The sequence below is a fragment of the Micromonospora vinacea genome, assembly GCF_015751785.1.
GTDB classification, from domain to species: domain Bacteria; phylum Actinomycetota; class Actinomycetes; order Mycobacteriales; family Micromonosporaceae; genus Micromonospora; species Micromonospora vinacea.
Genome location: NZ_JADOTY010000001.1, coordinates 6101052 through 6125819, shown reverse-complemented (window position 1 = coordinate 6125819; position 24768 = coordinate 6101052). Strand labels below are relative to the sequence as shown.

The window sequence follows — 24768 nt, the reverse complement described above, 5'->3', positions numbered from 1 at the left end:
CCCCGCACTGCCACACCCCCGATCGGAAGTGACCGCCGATGACCACCGATGACCTCACCACCACCATCACCGACCTGTACCGGTCCCTCGACGACCGGCCCGCCTTCGACGCGTACCTGCACCCCGACCTGACGTTCTGGGAGTCCGACGCCGATGGCCTGCTGTCCGGCCTGCCGGCGCTCGACGACCTGCGGGACCGGCGGGCGACCCGGGCGACGGGGTCGGCGCCGATCTCGGTGGCGCCGGAACACCTGCGCGCCGACGCCTGGGGCGACACCGGCCTGGTCCGCTACGTGCTGCGGGCCCGCTTCGCCGACACCCGGCCGGACGAGTGTTTCCGGGTGACCGACGTCCTGCGCCGCGAGGATGGCACCTGGCGCATCGTGCACCACCACGCGGAGGCCGTGCGATGAGCGTCGAGCAACCGACCACCGACCTGTACGACCTGCGGGTCGTGGTGGAGCGAATCGAGGGACGCTCGGTGTGTGGCCTCAAGGCGGGCGACCACTTCGACGTGACCGGTTCCAACCGGCTCACCATCCCCGCAGGCAAACACTTCTGCCTCTACGCCCTGGCGGCGTGCCTGCCGCTGCTGCCGGCGAAGCAGCGGGCGCTCGCCGAGGGCGACTGGATGGCCCGCGACAGCCACGTTGCCTGCCCGGACCCGGACGAGCGGCTCATCATGCGCATCGAGCGGACCGGCCTCCAGCGCATCCCCACCGAGGAGCTGACGTGAGCGCTGGGCTGGTCGGCATCGGCCTACAGTCCGACAAGTCCGCCGACGAGTACGCCGAGCTGGCCGAACTGACCGAGCGACACGGCTTCGACGTGCTGTCCGTCTTCGGTGACCTGATGTACCAACCGCCGATCTTCCCGCTGCTGGTGGCGGCCCGACACACCCGGCGGATCCGCCTGGGCGCGGCGTGCCTCAACCCGTTCACCATGCACCCGGTGGAGGTCGCCGGTCAGGTGGCCGCGCTGGACCTGGCCTCGCGGGGCCGGGCCTACCTCGGCCTGGCCCGGGGCACCTGGCTCAACGAGGTCGGTGTGCCACAGGTCCGGCCGATCCGGCGCATCGTCGAGACGGTCGCCGTCGTGCGGCTGCTGCTCGCCGGCGACGACAGCGGTTTCCAGGGCGCGGAGTTCACAGTCGCACCGGGCACGTCGCTGCGGTACACGCCGGCCCGTGCCGACGTGCCGGTCCTCGTCGGCACCTGGGGGCGGCAGACCGCGCGGGCAGCGGCCGGCTTCGCCAGCGAGGTCAAGGTCGGCGGGTCGGCCAACCCGGCGATGGCCCGGATCATGCGCGCCTGGCTGGACGACGCGGCGGTCGAGGACCGGGACGGCACGGGTGTCGTGCTCGGCGCGGTCACCGTCGTCGACGAGGACGGTGCGGTGGCGCGCCGGGTGGCCCGCCGCGAGGTGGCCATGTATCTGGCGGTGGTCGCCGCCCTCGACCCGACGATCGAGGTGGACCCGGAGCTGCTGGCCCGGATCCAGCAGCACGTCGGCCGCAGGGAGGACGACCTCGCCGGCGCTCTGATCGGCGACGACCTGCTCGATCTGTTCGCCTTCTCCGGCACGCCCGAGCACGTCGCGGGGCAGGCCGCGGCGGTGTTCGACGCCGGGGCGAGCCGGGTGGAGTTCGGCACCCCGCACGGGTTGACGCCGCACGGCGGCATCGACCTGCTCGGCCGGCGGGTGCTCCCACTGTTACGGGCGTGAAAACCTCCTCGTCGAAGGCTCCCCGTAGATCATTCACCTGCATATGATCTTGCCGGAGTCGCCCAAAGAGGCGGGTTCGTCCACATTAGACGAGGAGCGACATGCTCAGAGAAACGCGGTGGCTGTTGGCCGTCGCCGTCACGGCCACGACGCTGACCGCCCTACCGGGCGGCGCGGCCACGGCCGGTCCCAGCGACATCGGTCAGACCGGCGCACCCGCAGCCTCGGCCGACGGGAAGACCCATACCGTCACCCTGCTGACCGGGGACGTGGTGACCGTACGGGACACCGGATCGGGCTGCCCGCAGGCAACGGTGCGGCCGGCGGACGAGAACGCGGTGATCCACCAGAGCTGCGGCCCCGACGGTCACCTGCACGTCGTCCCCGCCCGCGTCGCGTCCCAGCTCGGCTCGGTGCTCGACCCCGACCTGTTCGACGTCACCACGCTGATCGCCGACGGCTACGACGACGACAACTCCGCCGAGTTGCCGCTCATCGTGCAGCCCGCCACCGCGTCGGCACGGGTGGCCGCGCTCGGTGACGTACTGCCGCTGCCCAGCATCGGTGCGGTCGCCGGCCGCGTACCCAAGAAGAGCCCGGCGACCGCGAAGCTCGCGACCAACTCGCTGCTCGCCGGGGCGAAGAAGGTCTGGCTCGACCGCAAGGTCCGGGCCACCGCCCTGACGGACGGTGGGCGACCCGCCGGCCTGGACCGCAACCTGGGCCAGATCGCCGCGCCGGATGCCTGGAAGGCCGGCTACACCGGCAAGGGCGTCCGGGTCGCGGTGCTCGACACCGGCGCGGACTTCACCCACCCGGACCTGGTCGGCCGGGTCGCCGAACGGGCCGACTTCACCGCCGAGGGCGGCGACGCCGTCGACCACAACGGCCACGGTACGCACGTCGCGTCGACCATCGCCGGCACCGGCGCGGCCGCCCACGGCCAGCGTCGCGGCGTGGCCCCGGACGCCAAACTGGTGATCGGCAAGGTCCTCGACGACCACGGCTACGGCGACGACTCCGGCATCATCGCCGCCATGGAGTGGGCCGCCACCCGGGCCGACGTCATCAACATGAGCCTCGGCGGCAGCGACCCGGACGACGGCAACGACCCGCTGTCGCTCGCCGTCGACGGTCTGAGCAGGTCCACCGGCGCGCTCTTCGTCATCGCCGCCGGCAACAGCGGCGCCGCCATCTCCTCGCCGGGCTCGGCCGCCAGCGCGCTGACCGTCGGCGCGGTCGACCGCAACGACAAGCTCGCCGACTTCTCCAGCCGTGGGCCGCTGGTCACCAGCAACGTGGCCAAGCCGGAACTGGTCGCCCCCGGCGTCGACATCGTCGCCGCCCGGGCCGCCGGCACCAACCTCCAGGACCCGATCGACAGGTACTACGAGGCGATCAGCGGCACCTCGATGGCGAGCCCGCACGTGGCGGGCGCCGCCGCGCTGCTCGCCCAGCGCCACCCGGACTGGACCGGTGAGCGGCTCAAGGCCGCCCTCGTCGGTGCCGCCGACCCGCTCACCGGCATCGACCCGTACGCCGTCGGGGCCGGCCGGCTCAACGCGGCTCGGGCCCTCGGCGGCCCGACCAGCAACCAGCCGGTGGTCAACCTCGGCACCTTCGCCTACCCCCAGTCGGGGACGAGTGAGACGACGCTGAGCTGGACCGGTGAGTCGACGGCTGTTCTCGACCTCGACGTGTCGATCGTCAACCACGACGGCCAGCCGGTGCCGCGCGGCGCGGCGTCGCTCTCGACGAGCCGGCTGACGCTCAAGCGCGGCGCCACCGCGGCGGCGACCCTCCGGGTCAACCGTGCCGCGCTGGCCGCCCGGCCGGGCTTCTACCTGGCCACCGTCACCGCCCGTTCCGGCCGCAAGCTGGTCGCGACGACCCCGGTGAGCTTCTCCGTCGAGCAGCCCAGCTACGACCTGACGATCCAGACGAAGCCGCTGCCGGGCCTGAAGGACGGCGCGGAGAGCTGGATCAACCTGATGGTCACCAACCTCACCGACCCGCTGATCTACCACGACGGCGCGGGCGGTACGCCCGGAGACACCTTCACGCTGCGGGTGCCGGCCGGCCGGTACGCGATCCTCGGCTCCTCCGTCGCCTACTACGTCGACAGTGACGTGCTGGAGACGACCCTCGCCGCCGAGGCCGACCTGGACGTGCGCGGTCCCCGAAGCGTGACGCTCGACCCGGCGCGGGCCAAGCCGGTGACGGCGACTGTCGACGGGGTGCCCACCACGCCCACCCGGACCGACTTCACGAACGTCCAGACCGCGCCGAACGGCCTGTCCTGGTGGCACCAGATCAGCGGGTACGGGGCCACGACGACGGTCCGCACCACAGCGCTGCCCAAGCCCACCGTCGGCTCCCGGCGCACCTGGGGGGCCGTCAACCTGGACTCGCCGGCCGGCACCGCCAACCCGTACCGCTACAACCTTGTGCACGAGTACGCGGGCGGCGTACCGGCCGACCCCGCCTTCCGGGTGAGCAAGGCGGAGCAGGCCAAGCTGGCCCGGATCGACGAGCGGTTCCACCAGACGGATTCGCCGGAGATGTTCACCCAGCTGGTTCGTACCGGCATGACCCGCGACGGGGTGGGGGTGACCCAGACCCACGAGGGGAACCTGCCGCCGTACCGGACCGACTACCTCTCGCCCGACATCCTCTGGGCCGACCAGGGCGTCTACGGCGGGCTGGCCGCGGACGAGGCACCCCGCAGCTACCAGCCGGGCAGCCGGCAGACCAAGATCTGGGCGCGTCAGCCCCTGCACTCCGGCTGGTACGACGACCCGGCCGGTGCCGACTGGAGCTGCGCCACCGCGCCGTCGCGGACCCGGGGCAACCTGCACCTCGACCTGGTGTCGCTGACCGACCAGCACCAGCGGGCCGACTGCCTCCAGGGCGAGACGATCGGCGTGAAGCGCAAGCTGTCGGTCTACCGCGACGGCAAGCTGGTCGACGAGCGGTCAGGCCCGTACGGCGACTTCACCGTCCCGCAGTCGATGGCCGACTACCGGGTGACCCTCGACGTCGACACGAGCCTGATCCTGCCAATCTCCACCACTGTCAACACCTCGTGGACGTTCCGGTCCGCCGGCCCCGACGGGACCGGGAGCGTGCCGTTGCCGCTGCTCGCTGTCGACTACGCCCTGCCGATGGACCACAACAACCACCCGGTCGACGGAACGGCCGAGCTGGCCGTCCGGCAGGCGCACGGTGTGAAGACGCAGAAGGTGACCTCGTTCCAGGTCTGGACCTCGACGGACGACGGTGCCACCTGGACGTCGGCCCGGGTCACCGGCAGCGGCGACAACTACCGGGTCGCCCTGCCGAAGGCCGCCGCCGGGCAGCCCGTGTCGTTGCGGGTGAAGGCCACCGCCAACGGCGGTAGCGGAATCGACCAGACGATCATCCGGGCGTACCACGCCGGCTGACCGTCGACGCGGTGGTGCGGCCCGGCTCCGGTCGGGCCGCACCACAGTTCTCTTTGCCGCGGTGTCGATCCGGCCCCACCTCGTTCGTCGTGACGGTGAACCGTGACGCCGGCAACGAGAGGCACGCCCATGACGACCGTCACCGAGACACCGCTGCGCCGAACCCGTTTCATACTGGGCTGTGGCACTGTCGCCGGCCTGCTCTTCCCCGTCCTGTCGTTCGGGCAGGCGTTCACCCGATCCGGCTTCGACCTGCGCCGGCACGCGGTCAGCTCACTCACCCTCGGCGACCTCGGCTGGTTGCAGGTCATCGCGTTCGCGGGCACCGGCGTGCTGGCCGTCGCCTTCGCGGTGGGCCTGTGGCAGGCGCTGCGACCGGGCCGGGCCGGCACTGTGGTGCCGGTGCTTGTCGGCGTGTACGGGGTGGCGATGGTCGGCGGCGGGATCTTCGTGCCCGACCCGGCGCTCGGCTGGCCACCCGGCGCCCCGGCGGGACTGCCCGAGCAGGCCAGCACCGGCAGCATCCTGCACACGGTGTGCGGCGCGGCGGCGTTCCTGTCGCTGATCGCGGCCGGCCTGCTGCTCGCTCGACGGTTCGCCGCCCAGGGGGACCGGACCTGGGCGCTCTACAGCGCCACCAGCGGTGCCGTCGCGTTCGTGCTCACCGCCCTGCCGTGGAGCGAGGGGAGTGCGAGCATCCGCTTCGCCGTCGGAGCGGTGCTCATCTCGGGGTGGCTCGTGGCGCTCTCCTGGCGAGCACGCGACGAAGTGGCCTGACCGCTGAGGTGATTCTGGTCGTACGCACGTGACAGCATCACGTCATGGCCACAGCGAAGCAGCCAGTAGCCGTTCCGACCGCGATCAGCGTCGACGACTTCCTGGCCAGCAACCCCGACGAACGTAGGCGGGCCGACGCGGGGCGGCTCCGCGCGATCATGGGCGAGTTGACCGGGGAGCCGGCGGTGATGTGGGGCCCGAGCATCGTCGGCTTCGGCAGCTACCACTACACCTACGAGAGCGGGCGTAGCGGCGACGCGCCCCTGGTGGGGTTCTCGCCACGCAAACAGCACCTCGTCGTCTACCTCACCGGCGGCGGTCTCGAGGAGCGGTACGGCGCGCTCCTCGCCCGGCTCGGCCCGCATCGCGCCGGAAAGGGATGCCTCTACCTGAAGCGGCTCGACGACGTCGACGAGAGTGTGCTGCGGCAGCTGATTGAGCGCACCGTCCGGGTGCACAGGGGCGTCGACCGGGCCAGCCGCCGATGAGCCCTCGACGTCACTGGCCTTCCCAGACCGCCTTCGCCCCGGAGTCGCCGGTGCGGACCACGTAATACACGGTGACGGCGGCGGCCACCAGCGACAACACCTGCAACCCCAGGGTCAGCGGCCGACCGGGCCGCCCGTCCGCGCTGGCGTCGGCGGCCCTCGGCGGGACGAGCCGGACCAGCGCCAGGGCCACCACCCCCAACCCGATGCTGGCGTAGAGCGTGATGTCGCCGAACTCCTGGTGCGCCTCCAGCTTCGGCAGGAACTCGGGCGTGACCCGGTTGGCGGCGCGCATCCGCTCGAGGAAGGCGTCACCGGAGAGCTTCGTCAGCAGGGCCGCGACGGGCGCGCCCACGGCGAGCAGCCCCAGCACCCACCGGGTGTGCGGCCGGATCAGCGGGACGAACGCGTAACCGACAGTCAGGAGGGCCAGCAGCGGCACGAACGCGACAGCGGCGTGCAGCAGCAGAGGGTGGGCCGGGATGCCCATGAACTCCTCGAACATCGGCGTCTCCTCCGGTGACATCGGCCTGGACGTTGATCGTCCACAGGGGGGACGCTATCGGTACCACGCGGGCGTGTCATCCCCGCCGACCGCTGACCTGTCGCAACGCAACGCGGCCAGGTCGACGGCGTCCGCCATCGCCTGCATGCCCTTGTCGTTCGGATGGATGTGATCCCCGCTGTCGAAGAACGGCAGCAACGCCTGCCTGTCGTACGGGCTGCGGGTTATCCGGTCGAAGTCGACCACGGCGTCGAACACGCCGCTGTGCCGGATCCAGTCGTTGACGCCCTGGCGCACTGCCTCACCGGCGGCGTCGTACTCCGGCCAGCCCTTGTACGCCATGACGGTGGCGCCCACGACGCACCTGCCCGTCGCGTGCGCCCGGTCGGCCAACTGCCGATAACCAGTGGTCAGGTCGTCCACTGTCACGCCGGTGTGGGCCTTGATGTCGTTGATGCCCTCGTACACGAACACCGTGTCGACACCGGGCTGGGAGAGCACGTCACGATCGAAGCGGCGCAGCGCGGCCTCACCGGCGCCGTCGGCGAGCACCTTGTTGCCGGAGATGCCGGCGTTGGCCACGCCCCTGACCGGGCTGTCCGGCGCGGCCTGGAGCCGCCGGGAGAGGTAGTCGGGCCAGCGGCGGTTCGCATCCGTGCTGGAGGCCCACCCGTCGGTGATGGAGTCGCCGAGGGCCACCACCGAGCCGGTCGCTGTGGACGTCCGCACGCTGACGGCGTCCAACCAGTACCAGGAGGTCATCGAGTCGGTCCAGTTGGTCGCCGCCTCCTCGGCGGCGTGGTCACCGGCGGTCGCGTACGACGTCTGCAGGGCCATGCCGTGCCCGCTCGTCGGGCCCTGCGCGCCGGTGACGTGGAGGCTCACCACGAGATTGCTCTGGGCGGCCAGCCTGCCGGGCAGTGGGTCGCTGAGGATCGTCTCGCCGGCAGCGACGGTGACCGACGGCTGCCCGCCGAACGTCAGCCGCCGGTTGCTGCCTGCGACCAGCTCGGCGCCCTGCCGCTGCAACCCGGCGTACGCGCTGGCGAAGGTCACCGGGTGGTCGCCGAAGGCGTTGGTGAGGCGGATCCGCAACGCGTCCCCGCCGACGCTGGTGCGCACCACCAGCCGGTAGCTACGTTCGGCGGGCCCGGCGCCCTGCCGGTCGGCACTGGCGGCCCAGGTGACAGCGAAGTGTCGGCCGGCACCGGCCGCCGGGTCGTGCCGCGTCCGCGCCTGCGCCGCCGACCCGACCAGTGGTACGCAGAGCAGCGCGGCCACGGCGGCGGCCGCCCCGCGTCGGGCGAGCCCGGCCCGCATCAGAGGTTCCTCAGGGTGACCGACTCACCGGGGCGCAGAGTGACCTGGCGGGACCGGCCGTTGGCCAGCACTGTCGTGCTGCGGCCACCCACGCTGGTCAGGCGCGCCTGGGTGACCCGCCCGTCGCACCAGCTGAGGTCGGCGGTGAAACCTCCGCGTACGCCGACACCGGCCACCGAACCGGCGGACGCCCAGGCGGCGGGCAGCGCCGGCAGCAACTCGACGTGACCGGGCCGGGAGTAGAGCAGCATCTCGACGATCGCGGCGGGGGTGCCGAGGTTCGCGTCGATCTGGAAGATGCCCCGGCCGGGGTTCGTCTCGTAGATGTCGAAGAGGTTCATGGCGCTGCCGTTGCTGCCGTTGGTCGACGGCCGCAGGTTGTTGACGATGAGCTGGTACGCCTTCTCCGCGTCCTTCAGCCGCGCCCAGCACAGGCTGCGCCACGCGTTGGCCCAGCCGAAGCTGTTCATGCCGCGCGCGGTGAGCAGGGCGGTGGCACCGGCGACGATCTCGGCGGGCGTGGAGCCGTCCGGGCGGATCCGGTCACCGGGGAAGAGACCGATCAGGGGGGAGAGGTGCCGGTGGGTGGTCTCACCGAGGTTGTCCGGTGACATCCACTCCTGCAACCAGCCGGAGGTGGGGCTGACCTCGGGCAGGTAGAGGCGCTTGCGGAGCGCGTCGATGCTCCGGGCGTGGTCGGCGTCGCGGCCGAGCACCCGGGCGGCGGTGTGGTAGTTCTGGAAGAGGTTCCACACCAGCTCCTGGGAGTAGGTGTTGCCCCGGGTGTCCTGCGGCCCGTGCTCGGCCGACCAGTCCCGGTCGGCGAGCAGCACCTCGCGCGCGGCGCCGGACGCGTCGGTGACGGTCGCGGTGACCAGTCGGGTCTCCCAGAACTCCACGGCACCCTTGACGACCGGGTAGATCTTCGCCAGGTAGCCGCGGTCCTGGGTGTACTCGTAGTGCTCGAACAGGTTCTGGCAGAGCCACGCGTTGCCGCTCGGGTGCCACCACCACCCGCTCCCGCCGTACGGGTTGGTGGAGAAGGCGACGGCCCACCCGGCGACCCGGCCGCTGGTGTTGCGGAACCGGTTGGTCGGGGTGTTGAAGAGCCGCTGGGTGACCTCGGTCCAGACCGGCAACTGCGACACGCAGTAGTCCGCGTACGCGTCGAAGGTGTCGGTGAGGCCGGCCCGGTCGGCCGGCCAGTAGGTCATCTGGATGTTGACGTCGCTGTGGTAGTCGCCCATCCAGTCCGGGTCGTTGCCGTCCAGCCACGGGCCCTGCAAACCGATCGGCAGGCTGCCGCGCGACCCGGAGATCAGCAGGTACCGCCCGAACTGGAGGTACGCGGCCTCCAACTCCGGGTCGGGAACGTTGTCGCGCCAGCGCGCCTGCACCCGCCCCCAGGTGTCCAGTTCGCGCTGGCCGGCGGACGACGCGCCGAGGTCGATGGCGAACCGCTCGAACGTCGGGCGGACGTCGGCGACATGGGTGTGCAGCAACTCACGGACCGACGCACGCGCCGCGGCCAGGACCTTGTCCCGGGCCAGTTGCTCCGGCTGCGCCGATTCGTCGCGGAACCCGGTAGCGGCGGTCGGCGCATAGTTGGTGCCGCCGCTGACGATGACGGTGAGGTCCCGGCAGTCGGTGAAGGAGATGGACGCACCGGTCACCGCCACCGTTCCGGTGCCGCTGTACGCGGTGACGGCGGCACCGTAGCGCAGCCCGTTGGCGAAGGAGGCCCCGAACGACGCGTACCGGCCGGCAGGGTCGGCGGTGGTGGACTCGCCGTGGGTGCCGGCCAGGGAGACGGTGCCGGTGTACGTTCCGCCGCCCTGCGAGGTGAAGTGCAGGACGATGACGTCGTCCGGGCGGCTGGCGAAGATCTCCCGCCGGTAGCCCACCCCGCCGATGTCGTACGCGGTGCTGAGCAGGCCCTGCGCGAGGTCGAGGGTGCGACGGTAGGCGTCGACCGCCCCGAGGTCGTGCCCGGGGATGTCGACGGTGAGCGTGGCCAGCATGGTGAGCGAGCCGAAGTCCTCGCGCCCGTAGGGGAACTGGCCGTCGCTGTCGAGGGTGTCGTTGCGGCCACCGGTCCAGAGCGTCGCGTCGGTGATCGTCAGGAACTCCCGGGACGGGTCGTTGCTCGCGAGCGCGCCGAGTCGGCCGTTGCCCACCGGCAGGCCCTGCTCGATCATCGAGGTGGCGGAGCCGGGTGCCCGCCACCAGAGCTGGTTCTTCGCGGCAACCTCTGGGGCGAGCATCGGCGACGTGGTGGGACGTCGGGGTGCGGGGGTCGCGGCGAAGGCGGGTAGGCCACCGAGGGTGGTGGCCGCGCCGGCGGCGGCGGCCAGCGTGAGGAAGCCGCGGCGGCTGGGGTGGTTGTCGCGCGTGCTGCGGATCTCCATGTCGGGTTCTCCAACCTGGGTGTTCGGCGGATGCGCGCGCCGGCGCGGCCCGGCTGTCGCGCCGGGCCGCGCCGGGCACGTCAGAGGGTCTGCGGTACGGCGATCCGGTCGATGTCGGGGGAGTACCAGGTGCCGCTGTCGAAGGTGATGGTGTTGGTGCCCGCCTTCAGTGCCAGTCGGACGGTGACCGTCTCGACGGTGCCCCAGTCACCAGTGGAGGGGAACTTCAGGTAGCTGCCGTTGCCGCTGTTGGAGGAGACCTGGACGGACCGCGCGTCACCGCTGACGTAGGAGACGGCGACGGTGTAGATGCCGTCCTTGCGCACTGTGACGTCGTTGAACCGCACAGTGCCGCCGACGTAGAGGTTGCCGACCTTCTGACCGCCGGAGCAGGCGTCGCAGCCGCCGACGGAGGCGGTGCCGGTCAGGGTGTTGCCGGGAGCCTCGGCCTCGTAGCTGGTCGAGGTCAGAGCGGTGCCCGGCCGTACGGTGAACAGCCGCGAGCCGTGCGCGGGCAGCGCCGCGGTGATGGCGTTCTTCTGCGGTCCGAGGTCGCGGCGGTTCCACACGTCCCGGACCGAGGCGTTGCCGGTGAACCCGAACGACGCCCAGTGCGCGGTGACCGACGCGGGCGCGTCGGCGAGGTTGAACAGCGCCACCGTGTAGCTGCCGTCCGGGTTCTTCGCGCCCCAGACCTGCTGGTCACCGGCGGGGGTGACCGGCCGGGCCGGCGCTCCGCCGTTCTGGTCGATGGCGATGACCTCGCGGTTGGTCAGCAACGACAACCCGTAGTCGTCCAGGCGGGTGATGTCGTCCCCGGTGTACAGCGGCGACTTCGAGATCGCCCACAGCGTCGCGTACGACTGACGCTCGGCTTTGGTGAGGCCGTCCATCTCGCCGTTGCCCACGTTGAGCGAGTCGAGGTCGTTCCACCCGCCGGGGCCGGCCTTGCGGCTCCAGGCCGGCGCGTCGTCGAACCGGTCGTCGACCGAGTTCTCCCAGCTGACCAGCGTGTTGCAGTAGCACTCGACGTCGGTGTCGATGCGCCACCCGTTGGAGTACCGCTTCCAGTCGGCGGCGTGGTTGATGTCGAGCGACCAGGACAGTTCGAGGTGGATCGGCCGGCCGGCGGTGGCGATGGCCCGCTGCCAGGCGGCCACGTCGGCCACGTTGTCGTAGTTGTCACCGGACTTGAACGAGCCCGGCCCGACCCCGTCGAGCTTCAGGAAGTCGTAACCCCAGTCGGCGAAGAGTTGCGCCTGCGAGTCGATGTACTTCTGCGCGCAGGGGTTGTCGAAGTTCAGCTTGTACGCGCTGTCCCAGCCGTTGGTGGTGCGCAGGTCCGGGTAGACGATGTCCGCGGTGGTGCAGCCGGGGGCGTTCCAGATCGGCGCGGCGCCGCCTGCGTACGCCTCCTTCTCCAGCCCGACGGGCAGGTAGATGCCGGCCTTCAGCCCCTTGCCGTGGATGTGGTCGGCGACGGCCTGCATCCCGCGGGGGAACCGCACCGGGTCGGGGGTCTGCCGGGCGTACTGATCAAAGCGCGGCACCCAGTCGTTGTTGCGCCACCAGCCGGCGTCGATGTTGACGTACTGGTAGCCGTACGGCTTCAGCTTGGTGGCGAGGGCGTCGGTCTGCTTGAGGACGTTGGCCTCGGTGAGGTAGCTGTAGTCGCCGTCGGGGTTCAGGCCCGGGTACTTGGAGGACTGCATGGTCCAACTGGTCCACCCCATGAAGGGGCGCTGCGCGATCTCCGCGGCGGCCTGCGCCGGCGCGGCCTGCGGGGCCGTCGGGGCGGCGTGGGCGGGGGCGGCGCCTGCGGCGAGGAGTACGCCCAGCGCCGCCGCGACGAGCGGCGCCCGGGTGCGGTGCTGTCTGCGCGGGGTTGTCGGTGACGGCATGGTCAACCTCCTGGTGGCAGGGTGGGTCGAGCGCTATGGACGGCCGGTGGCCGGGGTGACGCCGGGTCAGGGGACGACGAGCGACTGGATGCTCACGGCCGCCGCGCCGCGGGCCCACTCCTCGAAGGGCAACGGGCGGATCGAGAGGGGGCACCGAGCGGCGGCGCCGAAGGCCTGCCGTTCGAAGCTGGTGCGGATGTGGCTGTCGAACAGGTCGTACGCGGCCAGCCCTTCGCCGGACACGACGATGCGGGTGGGACCGACCAGGTTCGCGACGGCCGCGATGGCGCAACCGATCGCGCCGCCGGCCCTGGTGAAGACGGCCCGCACCTGCTCGTGGCCGCCGCGCGCCAGGGCCACCGCCTCGTCGATGGTGAGGTCGGGGCGGCCGGTGCGGTCGCGGGCCTGGGCCACGATCGCGTCGGTGCCGGCGATCGACTCGACGCAGCCGCGGCCACCGCAGTGGCAGTCCGGGCCGGTGGCGTCCACGGTGAGGTGGCCGATCTCGCCGGCCACACCGTACGAGCCGGAGACCAGGCGGCCGTTGACGACGAGCCCGCAGCCGATGCCGGTGCCCACGGTGACCAGGGCGAACGACTCCGCCCCCACCCCCTCGCCGAACCAGTGCTCGGCGGCGGTGAGCGCCTTGACGTCGTTCTCCACTGTGACGGTGAGACCGGTGTGCTGGGCGGCCAGTCGACCCAGTGGCACGTCCCGCCAGTGCAGGAACGGCGAGTAGCGCACCAGGCCGATGCCGCGGTCGATGTCGCCGGAGAGGGCCAGGCCGAGCCGGTGGACCCGGGTGCGGTCGCCGGGGAACGTGTCGAACAGGTCGTCGGCGAGCCGGCCCACCTCGGCGAGGACGGCGTCGACGTCGGGGTCGTCAAACGACCGGCGGGCGCTGGCATGGACCTGTGCGCGCAGGTCGCAGACCACGCCGATCACCTCGTCGGCGGTGATCTTCACCCCGAGGAAGAACTCGCGTTCGGCGCGCACCGCGAGGGGGCTGGCGGGGCGTCCGGCGCCCGGTCCGGAGCGCTCGGTGGCGGCCAGTTCGTGCAGGTAACCCAGGTCGATGAGCGGCCGGGCGGCCTTGGTGACGGCGGCGGAGGAGAGCCCGAGCCGGCGGGCGAGCGCGACCCGACTCACCGGCCCCTCGGTCAGCACCGTCGTGAAGACCGCCGTCGCTGCCGGTGGCCCGGCGAACGTACCGGTGTCGATCCCAGGAAACATGGACGAAACCTACGGCGAATATTTAACTTCTTCAAGTATTGATTTGCCTCAGTGGACCGTCCTAGAGTCGGCGCCACGCCGGCCACGGCAAACTCAGGTCGCCGCCGCACGGACGCCGAGGCCGACCAGGAGCACGCCGGTCAACCGATCGAGCATTCGTCGCACCGATGCGGTGCGCAGCAACCGGGCGGCGGCGCCGGAGACGACGGTCCAGCCGGCGAGCCAACCGGTGGCGAGCGCGGCGTGTGCCGTGGCGAGAAGCATCATGGGCATCAGCACCGGTCGGCCCGGTTCGAGGAACTGCGGTGCCAACGTGAGATAGATGGCGGCGGCCTTGGGATTCAGCACGTTGCCGAGCAACCCCTGCAGGTACGGGTGGTCCACGCGCCAGGGCAGCCTCCGGGCGGGAACCGTCGGTCGCCGTCCCGCCCCCGTGCGACGGCGCGACGCCGACCAGAGCATCCAGAGCCCGAGCCCGACCAGATAACCAGCCCCGACCAGCTTGACCACCCAGAACGCCTGCGACGAGCGGAGCACCAGCGCGGCCAGCCCGACAGCGGCCAGCGTGGCGTGCACGTACAGCCCGGTCACCGTACCCAGGATCACCCACCAGCCCTGCCGCCGCCCGCCGCTGGCGACCCGCGAGACGACCAGGGTCAGGCTCGCGCCCGGCGTGGCCGTGATCGGCGCGACGGCGAGCAGGAAGCCGAGCACCGCGACCCCGCGCATGCTCAGACCACCACCCGGTAGTGGGTGGTGAGCAGTCCGGCGTCGTCGTACACGTGGAACGCGACGCCGGGCGGTTGGGTCTGGGTGGTCAACGGGCCCTCGCCCTCCCAGGGCATCCGCAGAGTGGAGACCACACCTGGGGCGATCCGCAGGGGACGGCCCGCGAAGGTGCTCGCGGCGGCGGTGTGGAAATGCCCGGTCAGCACGGCGACGACCTGCGGGTGGGCGGCGACGAGTTCGGCCAGGGGGTCGGCCGGCAGCAGCCGCATCGGGTCGATGACCGGGTGGTGCAGCACCACCGGCGGGTGATGCAGGGCGATGAACGTCGGCGTCTCGGCCGGCACCGAACCCAGCTCGTCGGCGAGCCACGCCATCGTCTCCTCGTCCAGGTGACCGTCGTCCGCGCCGGGCACTGAAGAGTCGGCGAGGAGGAAGACCGCCCCGGCCACGTCGTGGCGGGCGTTGATCGGGCCGGTGCCGCCGCCGTCGTCACCGAGCAGACCCTTGCGGTACGCGGGGCGCACGTCGTGGTTGCCCGGGCAGACCATCACCGGAAGCGGGGAGTCGAACAGCCTCGCGGCGGTTTCGTACTCGGCCACCTCGCCGTGGTCGGCGATGTCCCCGGTGATCAGGATCGCGTCGACAGGTCGTGGCAGGCCGTGCAGGTAGTCCATGACCCGGGCGGTCCGCTCGGCCGACCGGGGGTGGCTGTCGAGGTGGGTGTCACTGAGGTGCGCGATGACCAGCACGAGGTCTCTCCTAACGGCTATCAACGTCAAAGCCGTTAGGGACGCTACTCCCGACCAGGTAGGCCGCCGCAGCGCGACAGCCCTCGCGGTCAGCTCCGGGAGCGGGGCAGGCAGTCCTTCTTGTACTTGAGGCCCGAACCGCACCAGCAGGCGTCGTTACGCTCCGGCGGCCAGGCGATCCGTGCGCTGGGCCGCGCCGACACCTCGGCCGCGTAGCCGGCCCGCACCGCCGCGTCAGCCGGATCGCCGCCACGTCGACCGGCGAACGCGGTCAACCCGGCCACCGTCGCCCCGAACACGCCCAACCCGGCCTGACCGGCATCCCGCAGCCGAACCAACTCCGTCTCCAACCGCCCCCGGTGCGCGTCCCAGTCCGGCCCGTACACCTCCGCGAGGGCAGGGTGCTCGGCGAGCAGGCGATCGAACTCGGACCGCGGCCAGAAGAGCAGATCCGACTCGGTGTCCCGACGCTCACCCGCCCGACGCACGAGCTGGGTCTCCAACCGGTCCGCCAGGTCGTCCTGCCGGTCGTGCGGCAGGTTCAGATTCCGGCGTACCCGATGCCGCTGTTGCAACAGGAAGAAGGCCACACCTGGCGCGTCCGGCGGACCGAGATCGACCACCGGGTCGATCGCGGTGCTGGCCGGCCCGGACGCGGCGGTCGCGCGTTCGTTGAGCACTGTGTCGACCGCCTCGCTCAGCCACGTCTCGGCGGTCGCCGAACGCCCAGCGGCGTCCAGCGCGGCACTGACGTAGGCGGGGGCGTCGGGCTGCACGAGCAGCAACGGGCGCAACGCGGTCAACTCCGCCATCGCCTCGTCGTCGCGGCCGCCGGCCTGGAACAGCGCGCGGGCCCGCAGCGCGCGGGCGAACCCGGCCCGGGGGTCATCGCCGGACGGGTACGCCACCACGGCCTGCTCCGCGTACCGCAGCGCGGCCTCGGGCCTGGCCCGGATCTCCGCGATCTCGGCGGCCAGCGTGAACGCGTCGCCGGCGTCGTCCGGGTCCTCCAGCCGCCCCTGTTCGGCGGCCTCCGCGACATCGGCGGCGACACCGAGCGGGTTGGCCGTCCCGAGCGCCGAACGGCGAAGTTCGGCGAGGTCAGCCTTGGTGAGTATCTCTCTCGTCGGCACGATCTCACGGTACGTCGGGGTACTCGCGCTGTGCGGGCAGATCACCTGTTACGCCGCTCTCACACCGCCTCTCCTGCCGCCCGGCGGGCGGACTACGACCAGGCGCCGGCCGCCGCGGCCCGGGCGGCGTAGCTGTCGAAGTCGAGCGGGTCCCGTCCCAGAACCCGACGTACCCCGTCGGTCGGCTCGGCGAGATGGCCCGCCCGCATCCCGGCGAACAGGGCGTTCAGCGCCGTGGCCGCCTCCGCCGGATAACCCTCGGCGAGCAGTTCGGCGTGGTACTGCTCCGGGGTGAGCTCCACGTAGCGGATCGAACGGCCGGTCACCCGGGCGATCGTCGCCACCGCAGCAGCGAAGGTGAGCGCACGAGGACCGGACAGGTCGTACACCTGTTCGTGGTGACCGGGCGACGTCAACAGCGTCGCGGCCACGTCGGCGACGTCCTGGGCGTCGACGAACGGCTCCGGGGTGGCGCCCATCGGCAGGGCCAGGCGACCGTCGAGCAGCGGTTGGCGAAGCAGGTCCTCGCTGAAGTTCTGACTGAAGTTGTTCGGCCGGATGATCGTCCACTCGATGCCGGACTTCCGCACCGCCTCCTCGGCCGCGACCATGCCGGGGGAGAAGTCACCGACCCGGTCGATCCCGCGCCCGGACAGCGCCACGATCCGGCCGACACCCGAGTCGACCGCCAGCGTCACGAAGTCGGTGGCCAGTGCGGGGTCCTCCGGGGCGAGCAGATAGACCGCCGAGGCGCCCGCCAGGGCAGGCTGCCACGTGTCCCGCCGCGACCAGTCGAACCGCACCTCACCGGAGCGAGAGGCGGCCCGGGCGTGCCGACCCGCCGCCCGCAGTGTCTGGACCAGCCGGCGACCGGTCTTGCCGGTGCCGGCCATCACAAGTGTCGAGGGTGCGTCAGTCGTCATGACCACGAGTCAACTCGCCCGGTCGCGGGCGGGACATGTCCTGTCGTACGCCGGGCATGTCCGATCGTCCGCGGTCCATCCTCCGCGATCTATGGTCGGTGCATGGATCCATTCGACAATCTGCTGCGCGGCCTGCACGCCGACGGTGCGGCCTTCGGCCGGTCGGTGCTGACGCCGCCGTGGGCGCTGCGGTTCACCGACGGCGCCCCGCTGACGCTCTGCGTCCCGATGCGAGGCGAGGGCTGGATCTCCCACCCGGATAGCGACAAGCCCCGCCTGGTCCGGGTCGGCGAGGCGGCCACCGTGCGTGGGCCGGCGCCGTTCGTCTTCTCCGCCGAGCCCCGGTCGAGCTTCGAACCCGGGGACCTCCGCGACGTCCGGCGCGGCCAGACCGGGGTGGTCGACCCGGTCGGCGCCGACCACACCGAGCGCCTCGTGCTGCTGGTCGGGGTGTACCACGTGCGGGGTCGGGTGCCGCAGCGGCTGCTGGGTGCGTTGCCGCCGGTGCTCGTCGTGCCGGAAGACCAGGACTGCGCGGCGCTGCGCGACTACCTGGACGCCCAACTCGACGCGGGGCGGCCCGGACGGCAGGTCGTGCTGGACCGCCTGCTCGACTGGTTGTTGGTGTGCACGGTGCGGGACTGGTTCGACCAGCCGGAGGCCGAGACCCCCGGTTGGTACCGCGCGCTGAGCGACGACACGGTCGGGCCGGTGTTGCGCGCCATGCACGACGCGCCCGGCCGGCCGTGGACCCTGGCCAGCCTGGCCGCGCAGGCCGGGGTCTCCCGGTCCACACTGGCCAAACGGTTCACCGCGCTGGTGGGCGAGCCGCCGCTCACCTACCTGACCGACTGGCGCATGACAGTGGCCGCCGACCTGCTGGCCGAATCGACCGCGACGGTGGCCGCCGTGGCGCGTCACCTCGGGTACGCCGACGCGTTCGGCTTCAGCGCGGCCTTCAAACGCGTGCACGGCATGAGCCCCAGCGGGCATCGACGGCTCGCCCGCGTCGACGCCACGGCGGCCTGAGCGGCTGCTCTTCAAGGCCCAGAGCCGGTCGACGAGTGGTCGCAAAACCAACGAACTACTGTCATCTGCCGTCAACCCGTCGTCGGTAGCGTCCGGTCGCCAGTTTCCCGACCAGGTCGCACAAAGGCGGAGTTATGGGCACCGTGGATCGCCGTACGTTCCTCAAGGCGATGGGAGTTCCCGCGATCGGCGCGGCGCTCCCGTTGGACCTCAGCAAGGCGCTCGCCATCCCGGCGAACAACCGGACCGGCTCGATCAAGGACGTCGAGCACGTCATCATCCTCATGCAGGAGAACCGCTCCTTCGACCACTACTTCGGCACCATGCGCGGCGTACGCGGCTTCGGTGACCCCCATCCGGCGACACTGCCGTCGGGCAAGGACGTGTGGCACCAGCCCAACGGGACCGACGAGCTGCTGCCCTTCCGCCCCGAGGTGAAGGATCTGGGCCAGACCTTCCTGCCGGACCCGCCGCACGGCTGGAACGACGGGCACGCCGCCTGGAACGACGGCCGGTTCGACAAGTGGGTGCCGAACAAGGGCGTCACGGCGATGACCTACCACACCCGCCAGGACCTGCCGTACCACTACGCGCTCGCCGACGCCTTCACCGTCTGCGACAGCTACCACTGCTCGCTGATGGGCCCGACCGACCCGAACCGCTACCACATGTTCAGCGGCTGGGTCGGCAACGACGGCAAGGGCGGCGGCCCGGTCATCACCAACGCCGAGGCCGGCTACGACTGGTCCACCTACCCGGAGCGGCTGGAGCGCAACGGCATCTCCTGGAAGATCTACCAGGACATCGGCACCGGCCTCAACGCCGCCGGGTCCTGGGGCTGGACCAACGACCCGTACATCGGCAACTACGGCGACAACTCGCTGCTCTACTTCCACCAGTACCAGAACGCGCAGCCCGGAACGCCGCTGGCCGACAAGGCCAAGACCGGCACGGAGGTCAGGACCCAGGGCCGCGACCCGGAGGCGCTGCTGGCCGACTTCCGCGCCGACGTCGAGGCGGGACGTCTGCCGGAGGTCTCCTGGATCACCGCGCCCGAGGCGTACACCGAGCACCCGAACTGGGAGCCGGCGTACGGCTCCTGGTACATCTCCCAGGTCATCGACATCCTCGCGTCGAACCCCGAGGTGTGGAGCAAGATGGCGCTCTTCATCACCTACGACGAGGAGGGCGGCTTCTTCGACCACGTGGTCCCGCCGACGCCCCCGCAGACCCGCGAGCACGGCCAGTCGACAGTGCCGACCACCAACGAGATCTTCCCCGGCGACGCCGACCACCCGGCCGGGCCGTACGGCCTCGGCATCCGGGTGCCGATGGTCATCGTCTCGCCGTGGACGCGCGGCGGGTACGTGAACTCGCAGGTCTTCGACCACACCTCACTGATCAAGTTCCTGGAGGCGCGGTTCGGGCACGGCCGGCCCGACCTGATCGAGCAGAACATCACCCCGTGGCGACGGGCCGTCGTCGGCGACCTGACCACGGCGTTCGACTTCCGGCACCCGAACCGCTCGCGCGAGGTCAGGCTGCCCGACACCGACGACTTCAAGCCCGAGGAGTTGGTCCGGCACCCCGACGAGGTGCCGGTCCCGCCGACGGACCAGCGGCTGCCGAAGCAGGAGCACGGAGTACGCCCGGCGCGGCCGATCCCGTACACCCTGCACGCCGACGGGCACCGCGGCGACGACTCGTTCCGGATCGACTTCCGCAACTCCGGCGGGGTCGCCGCGGTCTTCCAGGTCCGCCAGGCCGGCAGTGCGGACGCCCCGCGCAGCTACACCGTCGAGCCGGGCAAACACCTGACCGACACCTGGCCGGTCACCTCCGGGTACGACCTGTCGGTGCACGGGCCGAACGGGTTCTTCCGCCGGTTCACCGACGGCCGGTCCCACCTCGACGTCACCGCAACCTACGACGAGCGCGACTACAAGCTCGCCCTCACGCTCAAGAACCGCGGATCGAAGCGGGTCGAGGTGACCGTCCGCGACGGGTACAACGCCCGTCCGGTCACGCTGTCGCTGCGCCCCGGCGAGACCGAGCGCGCCACGTGGGCGCTCGCCCGCACCCACGGCTGGTACGACCTGACGGTTTCCGTCGCGGGTGACGCCGACTTCGCGTACCGCTGCGCGGGTCATGTCGAGAACGGCAAGGACAGCATCAGCGACCCGGCCCTCGGCGGGCTCGTCTGATCTGACGCGCGTGTCGCCCGGGCCGCTCTGACCGGCGTCGGGTGGCCGGTGAGCGTGATGACTCTGAGGCATCGATATGCCCCAGAGTCATCACGCTCGACGCGGTGTCCGCTCGCAGGGACGTCACGATGCGCATCGTCCGTGCCGTGCTGCCGGCCTCGCCGTGGCCCGTGCGGCGCTGGCGGGGGCGTCCCGTGGTTCAGTCGTCCTCGCCCCGCCCGGCGGATGCGGCCGGCGCGTTGCCCCAGACCGCCTTCGCCCCGGAGTCACCCACCCGGTAGACCTGGACCAGGTTCGCGGCCGCCACGACCACGGCCAGCACCGCGATCACGACCGCGACCGGAGCAGAGGTACGGCGTGTCGCCGACTTCTCCCCGGCCGGTCGGGCGGCCCGACGGTGCAGCCAGACCAGCGCGATCGAGGCGACCAGCAGTGGTAGCGCGAACCAGATCAGCGTGTCCCCGAGCTGGGCGTGCACGCCGGGGTCCCCGACCCGATGCTCCAGGCCCTCACCGGTGGAGGAGGCGACCGGCACCGCGACCGTGGCCAGCGCGGTGATCAGTACGACGAGCCACCCGTAGCGACCCCGCCAGGATGGCCGGATGGCCAACGCGGCGACGCCGATCGCGGCCAGCGGCAGCAGGACCACCACGGCGTGCACCACGAGTGGGTGCAGAGGAAGTCCGTTGACGGTGTCGGGCATGAGATCTCCTCGGCGCTCGGGATATCACTACCAGTCACCATATGTCGCGATTCTTGTGAAATTCTTGCGCGACCAGGTTCAGCACGCGGGTAGCAGCAGCGTGAATGTGGCACCGTGACCCGGAGCCCCACCGACCTCGAGCGATCCCCCGTGGGCCCGCGCGACCTGCTGCACCAGCGCCAGGCCCAACCCGAAACGTCGGCCCGTCCCGTCCGTGCCGTGTGCGAAACGGCCGAGGAGGCGGTGCGCCTCGGCCGGATCGAGGCCCACCCCGTCGTCGGTGACGTCGGCGGCAACCCGGCCGTCGCGGTGTCGCACGATCACGGTGACGTGCCCACCAACGGCCACGTGCCCGACGGCGTTGTCCACCAGGGCCGTCAAGGCCCGGCGCAGCGCGGCGCGAGCACCCCGGACCAAGGCCGCACCGGTAGCCTCAACGCGCAGCTCGATGTCGCGCTCCCGCGCGTACACCGACATGCTCGCCACCACCTCACTGGCCACCTCCGCCAGGTCAACCACCGTGTCCGGTGGCGGCTGGTGCTCGGCGGCGGCGGCTACCAGCAGATCCTCGACGACCTCGCCGAGCGCCCGCGTGTCGGCCACCAACTGTTCGAGCTGATCGGTGAGCTGTTCCGCCGGCCGGGTCCGGGCTCGGCGCACGAGCAGCTGCGCGCGGGTGTGCAGCACGGTGAGCGGTGTGCGCAGCTCGTGCGACGCGTCGGCGACGAAGCGACGTTGCAGGGCCAGTGCGGTGGCCAGGGGCGCGACGGCCCGCCGGGCGAGCAGCGCCGCGGCTGCCAGCGCCCCGGCCAGGCCGGCCAGTTCGGCCACCAACAGCGCGATGCCGAGTTGTTCCTGACGCTGGCGCAGCGGCGCGAGGTCGGCGGCGACCGCCCAGCGGCTGCCGTCCGCCCGGTGCTCGACCTGCACCCGGACCGGATGATCGTCCCCCGCGTCGGTGTCGTACCGCGTCGGCTGCCGCCGTAGCGCGTCCTCCAGGACGCCGACCAACGTCGGTGATGCGCTCCCGGTCACCTCGACCGCGTCGGTTCCGGTTGCTCTGCGGGCCAGGACCTGACCGGGCGGCGGGTCGTCCACGTCCTCGGCCATGGTGAGCACCTGACCCAGCTCCGCATCCAGCGCACGGGACTCCTGACGGCTGGAGAGCACGAACATCAACGCGCCGACCAGCAACAGGATGACGCCGATCGCTGCGGCGGTCTGCGCCACACTGCGCCGTCGGGCGTGGTTCAGCTGGGCCTCGTCCACCCGTCAGCCCGTACCGATTCGGTAGCCGAGACCGTGCACCGTACGAATGGCGCCCCGGCCCAGCTTCCGGCGCAGGTGATGGACGCAGGCGTCGACGCTGCCCGGGGCGTCGGCGTGGTCGAAAGTGGTGCTCAGCAACTCCGCCCGGGTGAAGACCTTCGTCGGCCGACCGGCGAGGGCGCGTAGGACAGCGAACTCGCGGGCGGACAACGGAATCTCCTCGCCGTCGTCGAGCACCCGCCGGTTACCCACGTCCAACCAGCGTCGTGGCCCCAGCGGTAGGCGGCTCGCCGCGTCCTGGTGTCGGCGACGCAGCGCCCGGAGCCTCGCCAGGAGCTCGGGGACCTCGAAGGGTTTGACGAGGTAGTCCTCCGCGCCCGCGTCGAGCCCTTCCACCCGGTCGTCGAGGGAGCCCCGAGCGGTGAGGAGCAGTACGGGACAGGTCACCCCGCGCTGCCGCAATCGGGTGACCAGTTGCAGGCCATCCAGCACCGGCAGCCCTCGGTCGATGACCATGAGCTGGTAGTCGCGGGCCAGTGCGTGGTGCAGGCCGCTCTGCCCGTCGCGGGCCAGGTCGACGTCGTACCCCTCCTCGGCGAGCAGGTCGGCGAGCAGCGCGGTCAGCGCGCGGTCGTCCTCGACCAGCAGCAGGCGGGGCCGGGTGCTTTCCACCGGCCCAGTATCGCCTCCCGGAATCGGGGGATCACCCCATCCGCTGACCTGGCTATTAAGCATGGACAGCCAACATAGAGTAAATGGCTCTACCGCGATTCTGTGATCTGCTCTGCGGTGGATTTGATGAGCGATTCGCGACATCACTATTCCATCGAGAACCGTTGCAGCGAGTGATGGACGGTGTTGCTCGTGCCGGGGTCGCGCTCGGGAGGGACACGGCATCGATGCATTGAACTGCTGTTACATCGATCGCTTCCCACCGGCGTTGACGGCGGCGAGGCTCGCGGTGACTCTGCGTAATGGTGCACCTGTTCGGCCGCAATCGTTGACGGGGGTGGGTGTTCGGCGGGCCGAATGGCCGAATGAACCGTCGTTTAGGACATGAGCCTGTAACACAACCGACCCACAACGAAATCATTTGCTTGGCTAACGTTCTGGCTCGGGAGCCGCCATCCGGACAACCGTCCGGGTGGCGGTGTCATGTGTCAGCACGATGAGGAGGTCGTCCCGCGTGGAGCCGATGGTCACGGAGCCCCAGGTGCTCCGCGCCGGAGAGCCGGGCGACGGACGGGTGCAGAGCGCGTCGTCGCCCGCCGCCCCGGTCCGGACGGTCAGCAAGTCGCCGACCCGGATCGCCCTGGCCCGGCTACGCCGCGACCGGATCGCGATGATCTGCGCCGCGATCTGCGTGGCCTACGTCCTGATCGCGATCTTGGCGCCGCTGCTCGCCGGGTTGGAGGGGCAGAACGCCACCGACCTGCACCAGGACCTGATCGACGAGTTCGGCTTCCCAATGATCGGCCCGACCGGCGAGCACTGGTTCGGGGTGGAGCCCCGCCTGGGCCGCGACCTCTTCGCCCGCTGGGTGTACGGCGCACGCCCGTCGCTCATCGTCGCTGTCGCGGTCACCACGATCACCACGATCATCGGTGTGGTCGTGGGTCTGGTCGCCGGCTTCTCCGGCGGCTGGGTCGACCGGGTGCTCTCCTGGCTGATCGACCTGGTGCTCAGCCTGCCGTACCTGCTCTTCGCGATCGCGAGCTCCGCCGTCCTGGTCGCGATCTTCGGCGGCGCCGACGGAGCCGGGGCCGAGGACGTCGCCCAGATCCGCTTCATCTCGCTGATCTGCGTGCTGTCGTTCTTCGGCTGGGCCAGCCTCGCCCGCCTGGTCCGAGGGCAGGTGCTCTCGCTGCGGGAGCGTGAGTTCGTCGCGGCGGCCAAAGTGCTCGGCATCCCGACCAGGCAGGTGCTCTTCAAGGAGCTGCTGCCCAACCTGGTGGCGCCGATCGTCGTCTCCGTGTCGCTGGCCCTGCCCGGCTACGTCGTGGCGGAGGCCGGACTGACCGTGCTCGGGGCGGGGCTGATCGAGCCCACACCGTCCTGGGGTCTGACGATCTCCGCCGCCACCACGTACTACCGGGCCGACCCGCTCTACCTGTGGCTGCCCGTACTCGGCATCACGATCCTGGTGCTCGCCCTGAGCCTGCTCGGCGACGCCGTACGCGATGCCTTCGATCCCCGGACCCGTCGATGAGGACGCCCGGGGCTGAAGTA

General features: G+C 71.4%; 21 protein-coding genes. 9 read left to right on the top strand and 12 right to left on the bottom strand.

The genetic code is table 11. The annotated features are described in order from the left end of the window. Positions 1 to 38: 38 nt before the first annotated feature. The 6 genes from IW249_RS28685 to IW249_RS28660 all read left to right on the top strand — a co-directional run bounded on the left by IW249_RS28685 (position 39) and on the right by IW249_RS28660 (position 6433). Positions 39 to 413 carry a nuclear transport factor 2 family protein gene (locus IW249_RS28685; protein WP_196923619.1) on the top strand — a complete coding sequence of 125 codons (375 nt, stop codon included), beginning with the start codon at positions 39 to 41 and terminating at the stop codon, positions 411 to 413. Then, positions 410 to 736, top strand: coding sequence for a TIGR04076 family protein (locus tag IW249_RS28680; RefSeq protein ID WP_196923618.1), 327 nt, complete (start codon positions 410 to 412; stop codon positions 734 to 736). Before IW249_RS28685 ends, IW249_RS28680 begins: the two co-directional genes overlap by 4 nt. Further along, on the top strand, positions 733 to 1725 hold the full coding sequence (locus IW249_RS28675) for an LLM class flavin-dependent oxidoreductase (RefSeq protein WP_196923617.1): 993 nt from the start codon (positions 733 to 735) through the stop codon (positions 1723 to 1725). The genes IW249_RS28680 and IW249_RS28675 overlap by 4 nt, the downstream gene beginning before the upstream one ends. A 101-nt stretch (positions 1726 to 1826) precedes the next feature. Further along, the gene (locus IW249_RS28670) at positions 1827 to 5168 is read left to right on the top strand and encodes a S8 family peptidase (RefSeq protein WP_196923616.1); all 3342 of its coding nucleotides are present in this window, start codon (positions 1827 to 1829) and stop codon (positions 5166 to 5168) included. A gap of 129 nt (positions 5169 to 5297) precedes the next feature. Then, positions 5298 to 5945, top strand: a complete 648-nt coding sequence (locus tag IW249_RS28665; protein WP_196923615.1) for a DUF998 domain-containing protein — start codon at positions 5298 to 5300, stop codon at positions 5943 to 5945. Between the two features lie 44 nt (positions 5946 to 5989). After that, the gene (locus IW249_RS28660; RefSeq protein WP_112698170.1) at positions 5990 to 6433 is read left to right on the top strand and encodes a DUF1801 domain-containing protein; all 444 of its coding nucleotides are present in this window, start codon (positions 5990 to 5992) and stop codon (positions 6431 to 6433) included. Positions 6434 to 6443: 10 nt separating this feature from the next. Here the strand turns inward: IW249_RS28660 and IW249_RS28655 are convergent, their stop codons facing one another. The 9 genes from IW249_RS28655 to IW249_RS28615 form a co-directional block, all read right to left on the bottom strand. Continuing rightward, the gene (locus IW249_RS28655) at positions 6444 to 6938 is read right to left on the bottom strand and encodes a DUF2231 domain-containing protein (RefSeq protein WP_196923614.1); all 495 of its coding nucleotides are present in this window, start codon (positions 6936 to 6938) and stop codon (positions 6444 to 6446) included. Between the two features lie 54 nt (positions 6939 to 6992). Further along, positions 6993 to 8258, bottom strand: coding sequence for an SGNH/GDSL hydrolase family protein (locus IW249_RS28650; RefSeq protein WP_196923613.1), 1266 nt, complete (start codon positions 8256 to 8258; stop codon positions 6993 to 6995). Next, the gene (locus tag IW249_RS28645; protein WP_196923612.1) at positions 8258 to 10666 is read right to left on the bottom strand and encodes a glycosyl hydrolase family 95 catalytic domain-containing protein; all 2409 of its coding nucleotides are present in this window, start codon (positions 10664 to 10666) and stop codon (positions 8258 to 8260) included. The genes IW249_RS28650 and IW249_RS28645 overlap by 1 nt, the downstream gene beginning before the upstream one ends. A gap of 80 nt (positions 10667 to 10746) precedes the next feature. Continuing rightward, positions 10747 to 12567, bottom strand: a complete 1821-nt coding sequence (locus tag IW249_RS28640) for an alpha-galactosidase D (RefSeq protein WP_196923611.1) — start codon at positions 12565 to 12567, stop codon at positions 10747 to 10749. Between the two features lie 66 nt (positions 12568 to 12633). Continuing rightward, positions 12634 to 13800 (bottom strand): ROK family transcriptional regulator, encoded by a 1167-nt coding sequence (locus tag IW249_RS28635; protein ID WP_196923610.1) that lies wholly within the window; start codon positions 13798 to 13800, stop codon positions 12634 to 12636. A 93-nt stretch (positions 13801 to 13893) separates the two neighbouring features. Further along, positions 13894 to 14529 (bottom strand): LysE family translocator, encoded by a 636-nt coding sequence (locus IW249_RS28630; protein ID WP_196923609.1) that lies wholly within the window; start codon positions 14527 to 14529, stop codon positions 13894 to 13896. A 2-nt stretch (positions 14530 to 14531) separates the two neighbouring features. Further along, a complete protein-coding gene (locus tag IW249_RS28625; protein WP_196923608.1) occupies positions 14532 to 15278 on the bottom strand; it encodes a metallophosphoesterase in 747 nt (248 codons plus the stop codon). An 89-nt stretch (positions 15279 to 15367) separates the two neighbouring features. Beyond that, positions 15368 to 16411, bottom strand: coding sequence for an SEC-C domain-containing protein (locus IW249_RS28620; RefSeq protein WP_196923607.1), 1044 nt, complete (start codon positions 16409 to 16411; stop codon positions 15368 to 15370). Between the two features lie 92 nt (positions 16412 to 16503). After that, positions 16504 to 17334, bottom strand: coding sequence for an NAD(P)H-binding protein (locus tag IW249_RS28615; protein ID WP_196923606.1), 831 nt, complete (start codon positions 17332 to 17334; stop codon positions 16504 to 16506). A gap of 102 nt (positions 17335 to 17436) precedes the next feature. On the opposite strand from IW249_RS28615, the gene IW249_RS28610 reads away from it, so the two are divergent. Beyond that, complete coding sequence (locus IW249_RS28610; RefSeq protein WP_196923605.1) at positions 17437 to 18363, top strand: AraC family transcriptional regulator; 927 nt, start codon at positions 17437 to 17439, stop codon at positions 18361 to 18363. A gap of 134 nt (positions 18364 to 18497) precedes the next feature. Beyond that, the gene (locus IW249_RS28605) at positions 18498 to 20567 is read left to right on the top strand and encodes a phosphocholine-specific phospholipase C (protein ID WP_196923604.1); all 2070 of its coding nucleotides are present in this window, start codon (positions 18498 to 18500) and stop codon (positions 20565 to 20567) included. Between the two features lie 199 nt (positions 20568 to 20766). Here IW249_RS28605 and IW249_RS28600 read toward each other — a convergent pair whose 3' ends face one another. The 3 genes from IW249_RS28600 to IW249_RS28590 all read right to left on the bottom strand — a co-directional run bounded on the left by IW249_RS28600 (position 20767) and on the right by IW249_RS28590 (position 23211). Then, positions 20767 to 21270, bottom strand: a complete 504-nt coding sequence (locus tag IW249_RS28600) for a DUF2231 domain-containing protein (RefSeq protein WP_196923603.1) — start codon at positions 21268 to 21270, stop codon at positions 20767 to 20769. Between the two features lie 78 nt (positions 21271 to 21348). After that, complete coding sequence (locus IW249_RS28595) at positions 21349 to 22539, bottom strand: sensor histidine kinase (protein ID WP_196923602.1); 1191 nt, start codon at positions 22537 to 22539, stop codon at positions 21349 to 21351. A gap of 3 nt (positions 22540 to 22542) precedes the next feature. Then, positions 22543 to 23211, bottom strand: coding sequence for a response regulator transcription factor (locus IW249_RS28590; protein WP_307788736.1), 669 nt, complete (start codon positions 23209 to 23211; stop codon positions 22543 to 22545). Between the two features lie 523 nt (positions 23212 to 23734). Between IW249_RS28590 and IW249_RS28585 the strand changes: the two genes are divergently transcribed. Beyond that, the gene (locus IW249_RS28585) at positions 23735 to 24748 is read left to right on the top strand and encodes an ABC transporter permease (RefSeq protein WP_196923600.1); all 1014 of its coding nucleotides are present in this window, start codon (positions 23735 to 23737) and stop codon (positions 24746 to 24748) included. The last annotated feature ends 20 nt before the right edge of the window (positions 24749 to 24768 follow it).

Coding starts and splice junctions, on each gene's coding strand:
- IW249_RS28685 (WP_196923619.1), top strand. CDS start 39: ATGACCACCGATGACCTCACCACCACCATCACCGACCTGTACCGGTCC.
- IW249_RS28680 (WP_196923618.1), top strand. CDS start 410: ATGAGCGTCGAGCAACCGACCACCGACCTGTACGACCTGCGGGTCGTG.
- IW249_RS28670 (WP_196923616.1), top strand. CDS start 1,827: ATGCTCAGAGAAACGCGGTGGCTGTTGGCCGTCGCCGTCACGGCCACG.
- IW249_RS28665 (WP_196923615.1), top strand. CDS start 5,298: ATGACGACCGTCACCGAGACACCGCTGCGCCGAACCCGTTTCATACTG.
- IW249_RS28660 (WP_112698170.1), top strand. CDS start 5,990: ATGGCCACAGCGAAGCAGCCAGTAGCCGTTCCGACCGCGATCAGCGTC.
- IW249_RS28655 (WP_196923614.1), bottom strand. CDS start 6,938: ATGTTCGAGGAGTTCATGGGCATCCCGGCCCACCCTCTGCTGCTGCAC.
- IW249_RS28650 (WP_196923613.1), bottom strand. CDS start 8,258: ATGCGGGCCGGGCTCGCCCGACGCGGGGCGGCCGCCGCCGTGGCCGCG.
- IW249_RS28645 (WP_196923612.1), bottom strand. CDS start 10,666: ATGGAGATCCGCAGCACGCGCGACAACCACCCCAGCCGCCGCGGCTTC.
- IW249_RS28640 (WP_196923611.1), bottom strand. CDS start 12,567: ATGCCGTCACCGACAACCCCGCGCAGACAGCACCGCACCCGGGCGCCG.
- IW249_RS28635 (WP_196923610.1), bottom strand. CDS start 13,800: ATGTTTCCTGGGATCGACACCGGTACGTTCGCCGGGCCACCGGCAGCG.
- IW249_RS28630 (WP_196923609.1), bottom strand. CDS start 14,529: ATGCGCGGGGTCGCGGTGCTCGGCTTCCTGCTCGCCGTCGCGCCGATC.
- IW249_RS28615 (WP_196923606.1), bottom strand. CDS start 17,334: ATGACGACTGACGCACCCTCGACACTTGTGATGGCCGGCACCGGCAAG.
- IW249_RS28610 (WP_196923605.1), top strand. CDS start 17,437: ATGGATCCATTCGACAATCTGCTGCGCGGCCTGCACGCCGACGGTGCG.
- IW249_RS28605 (WP_196923604.1), top strand. CDS start 18,498: ATGGGCACCGTGGATCGCCGTACGTTCCTCAAGGCGATGGGAGTTCCC.
- IW249_RS28600 (WP_196923603.1), bottom strand. CDS start 21,270: ATGCCCGACACCGTCAACGGACTTCCTCTGCACCCACTCGTGGTGCAC.
- IW249_RS28585 (WP_196923600.1), top strand. CDS start 23,735: ATGGTCACGGAGCCCCAGGTGCTCCGCGCCGGAGAGCCGGGCGACGGA.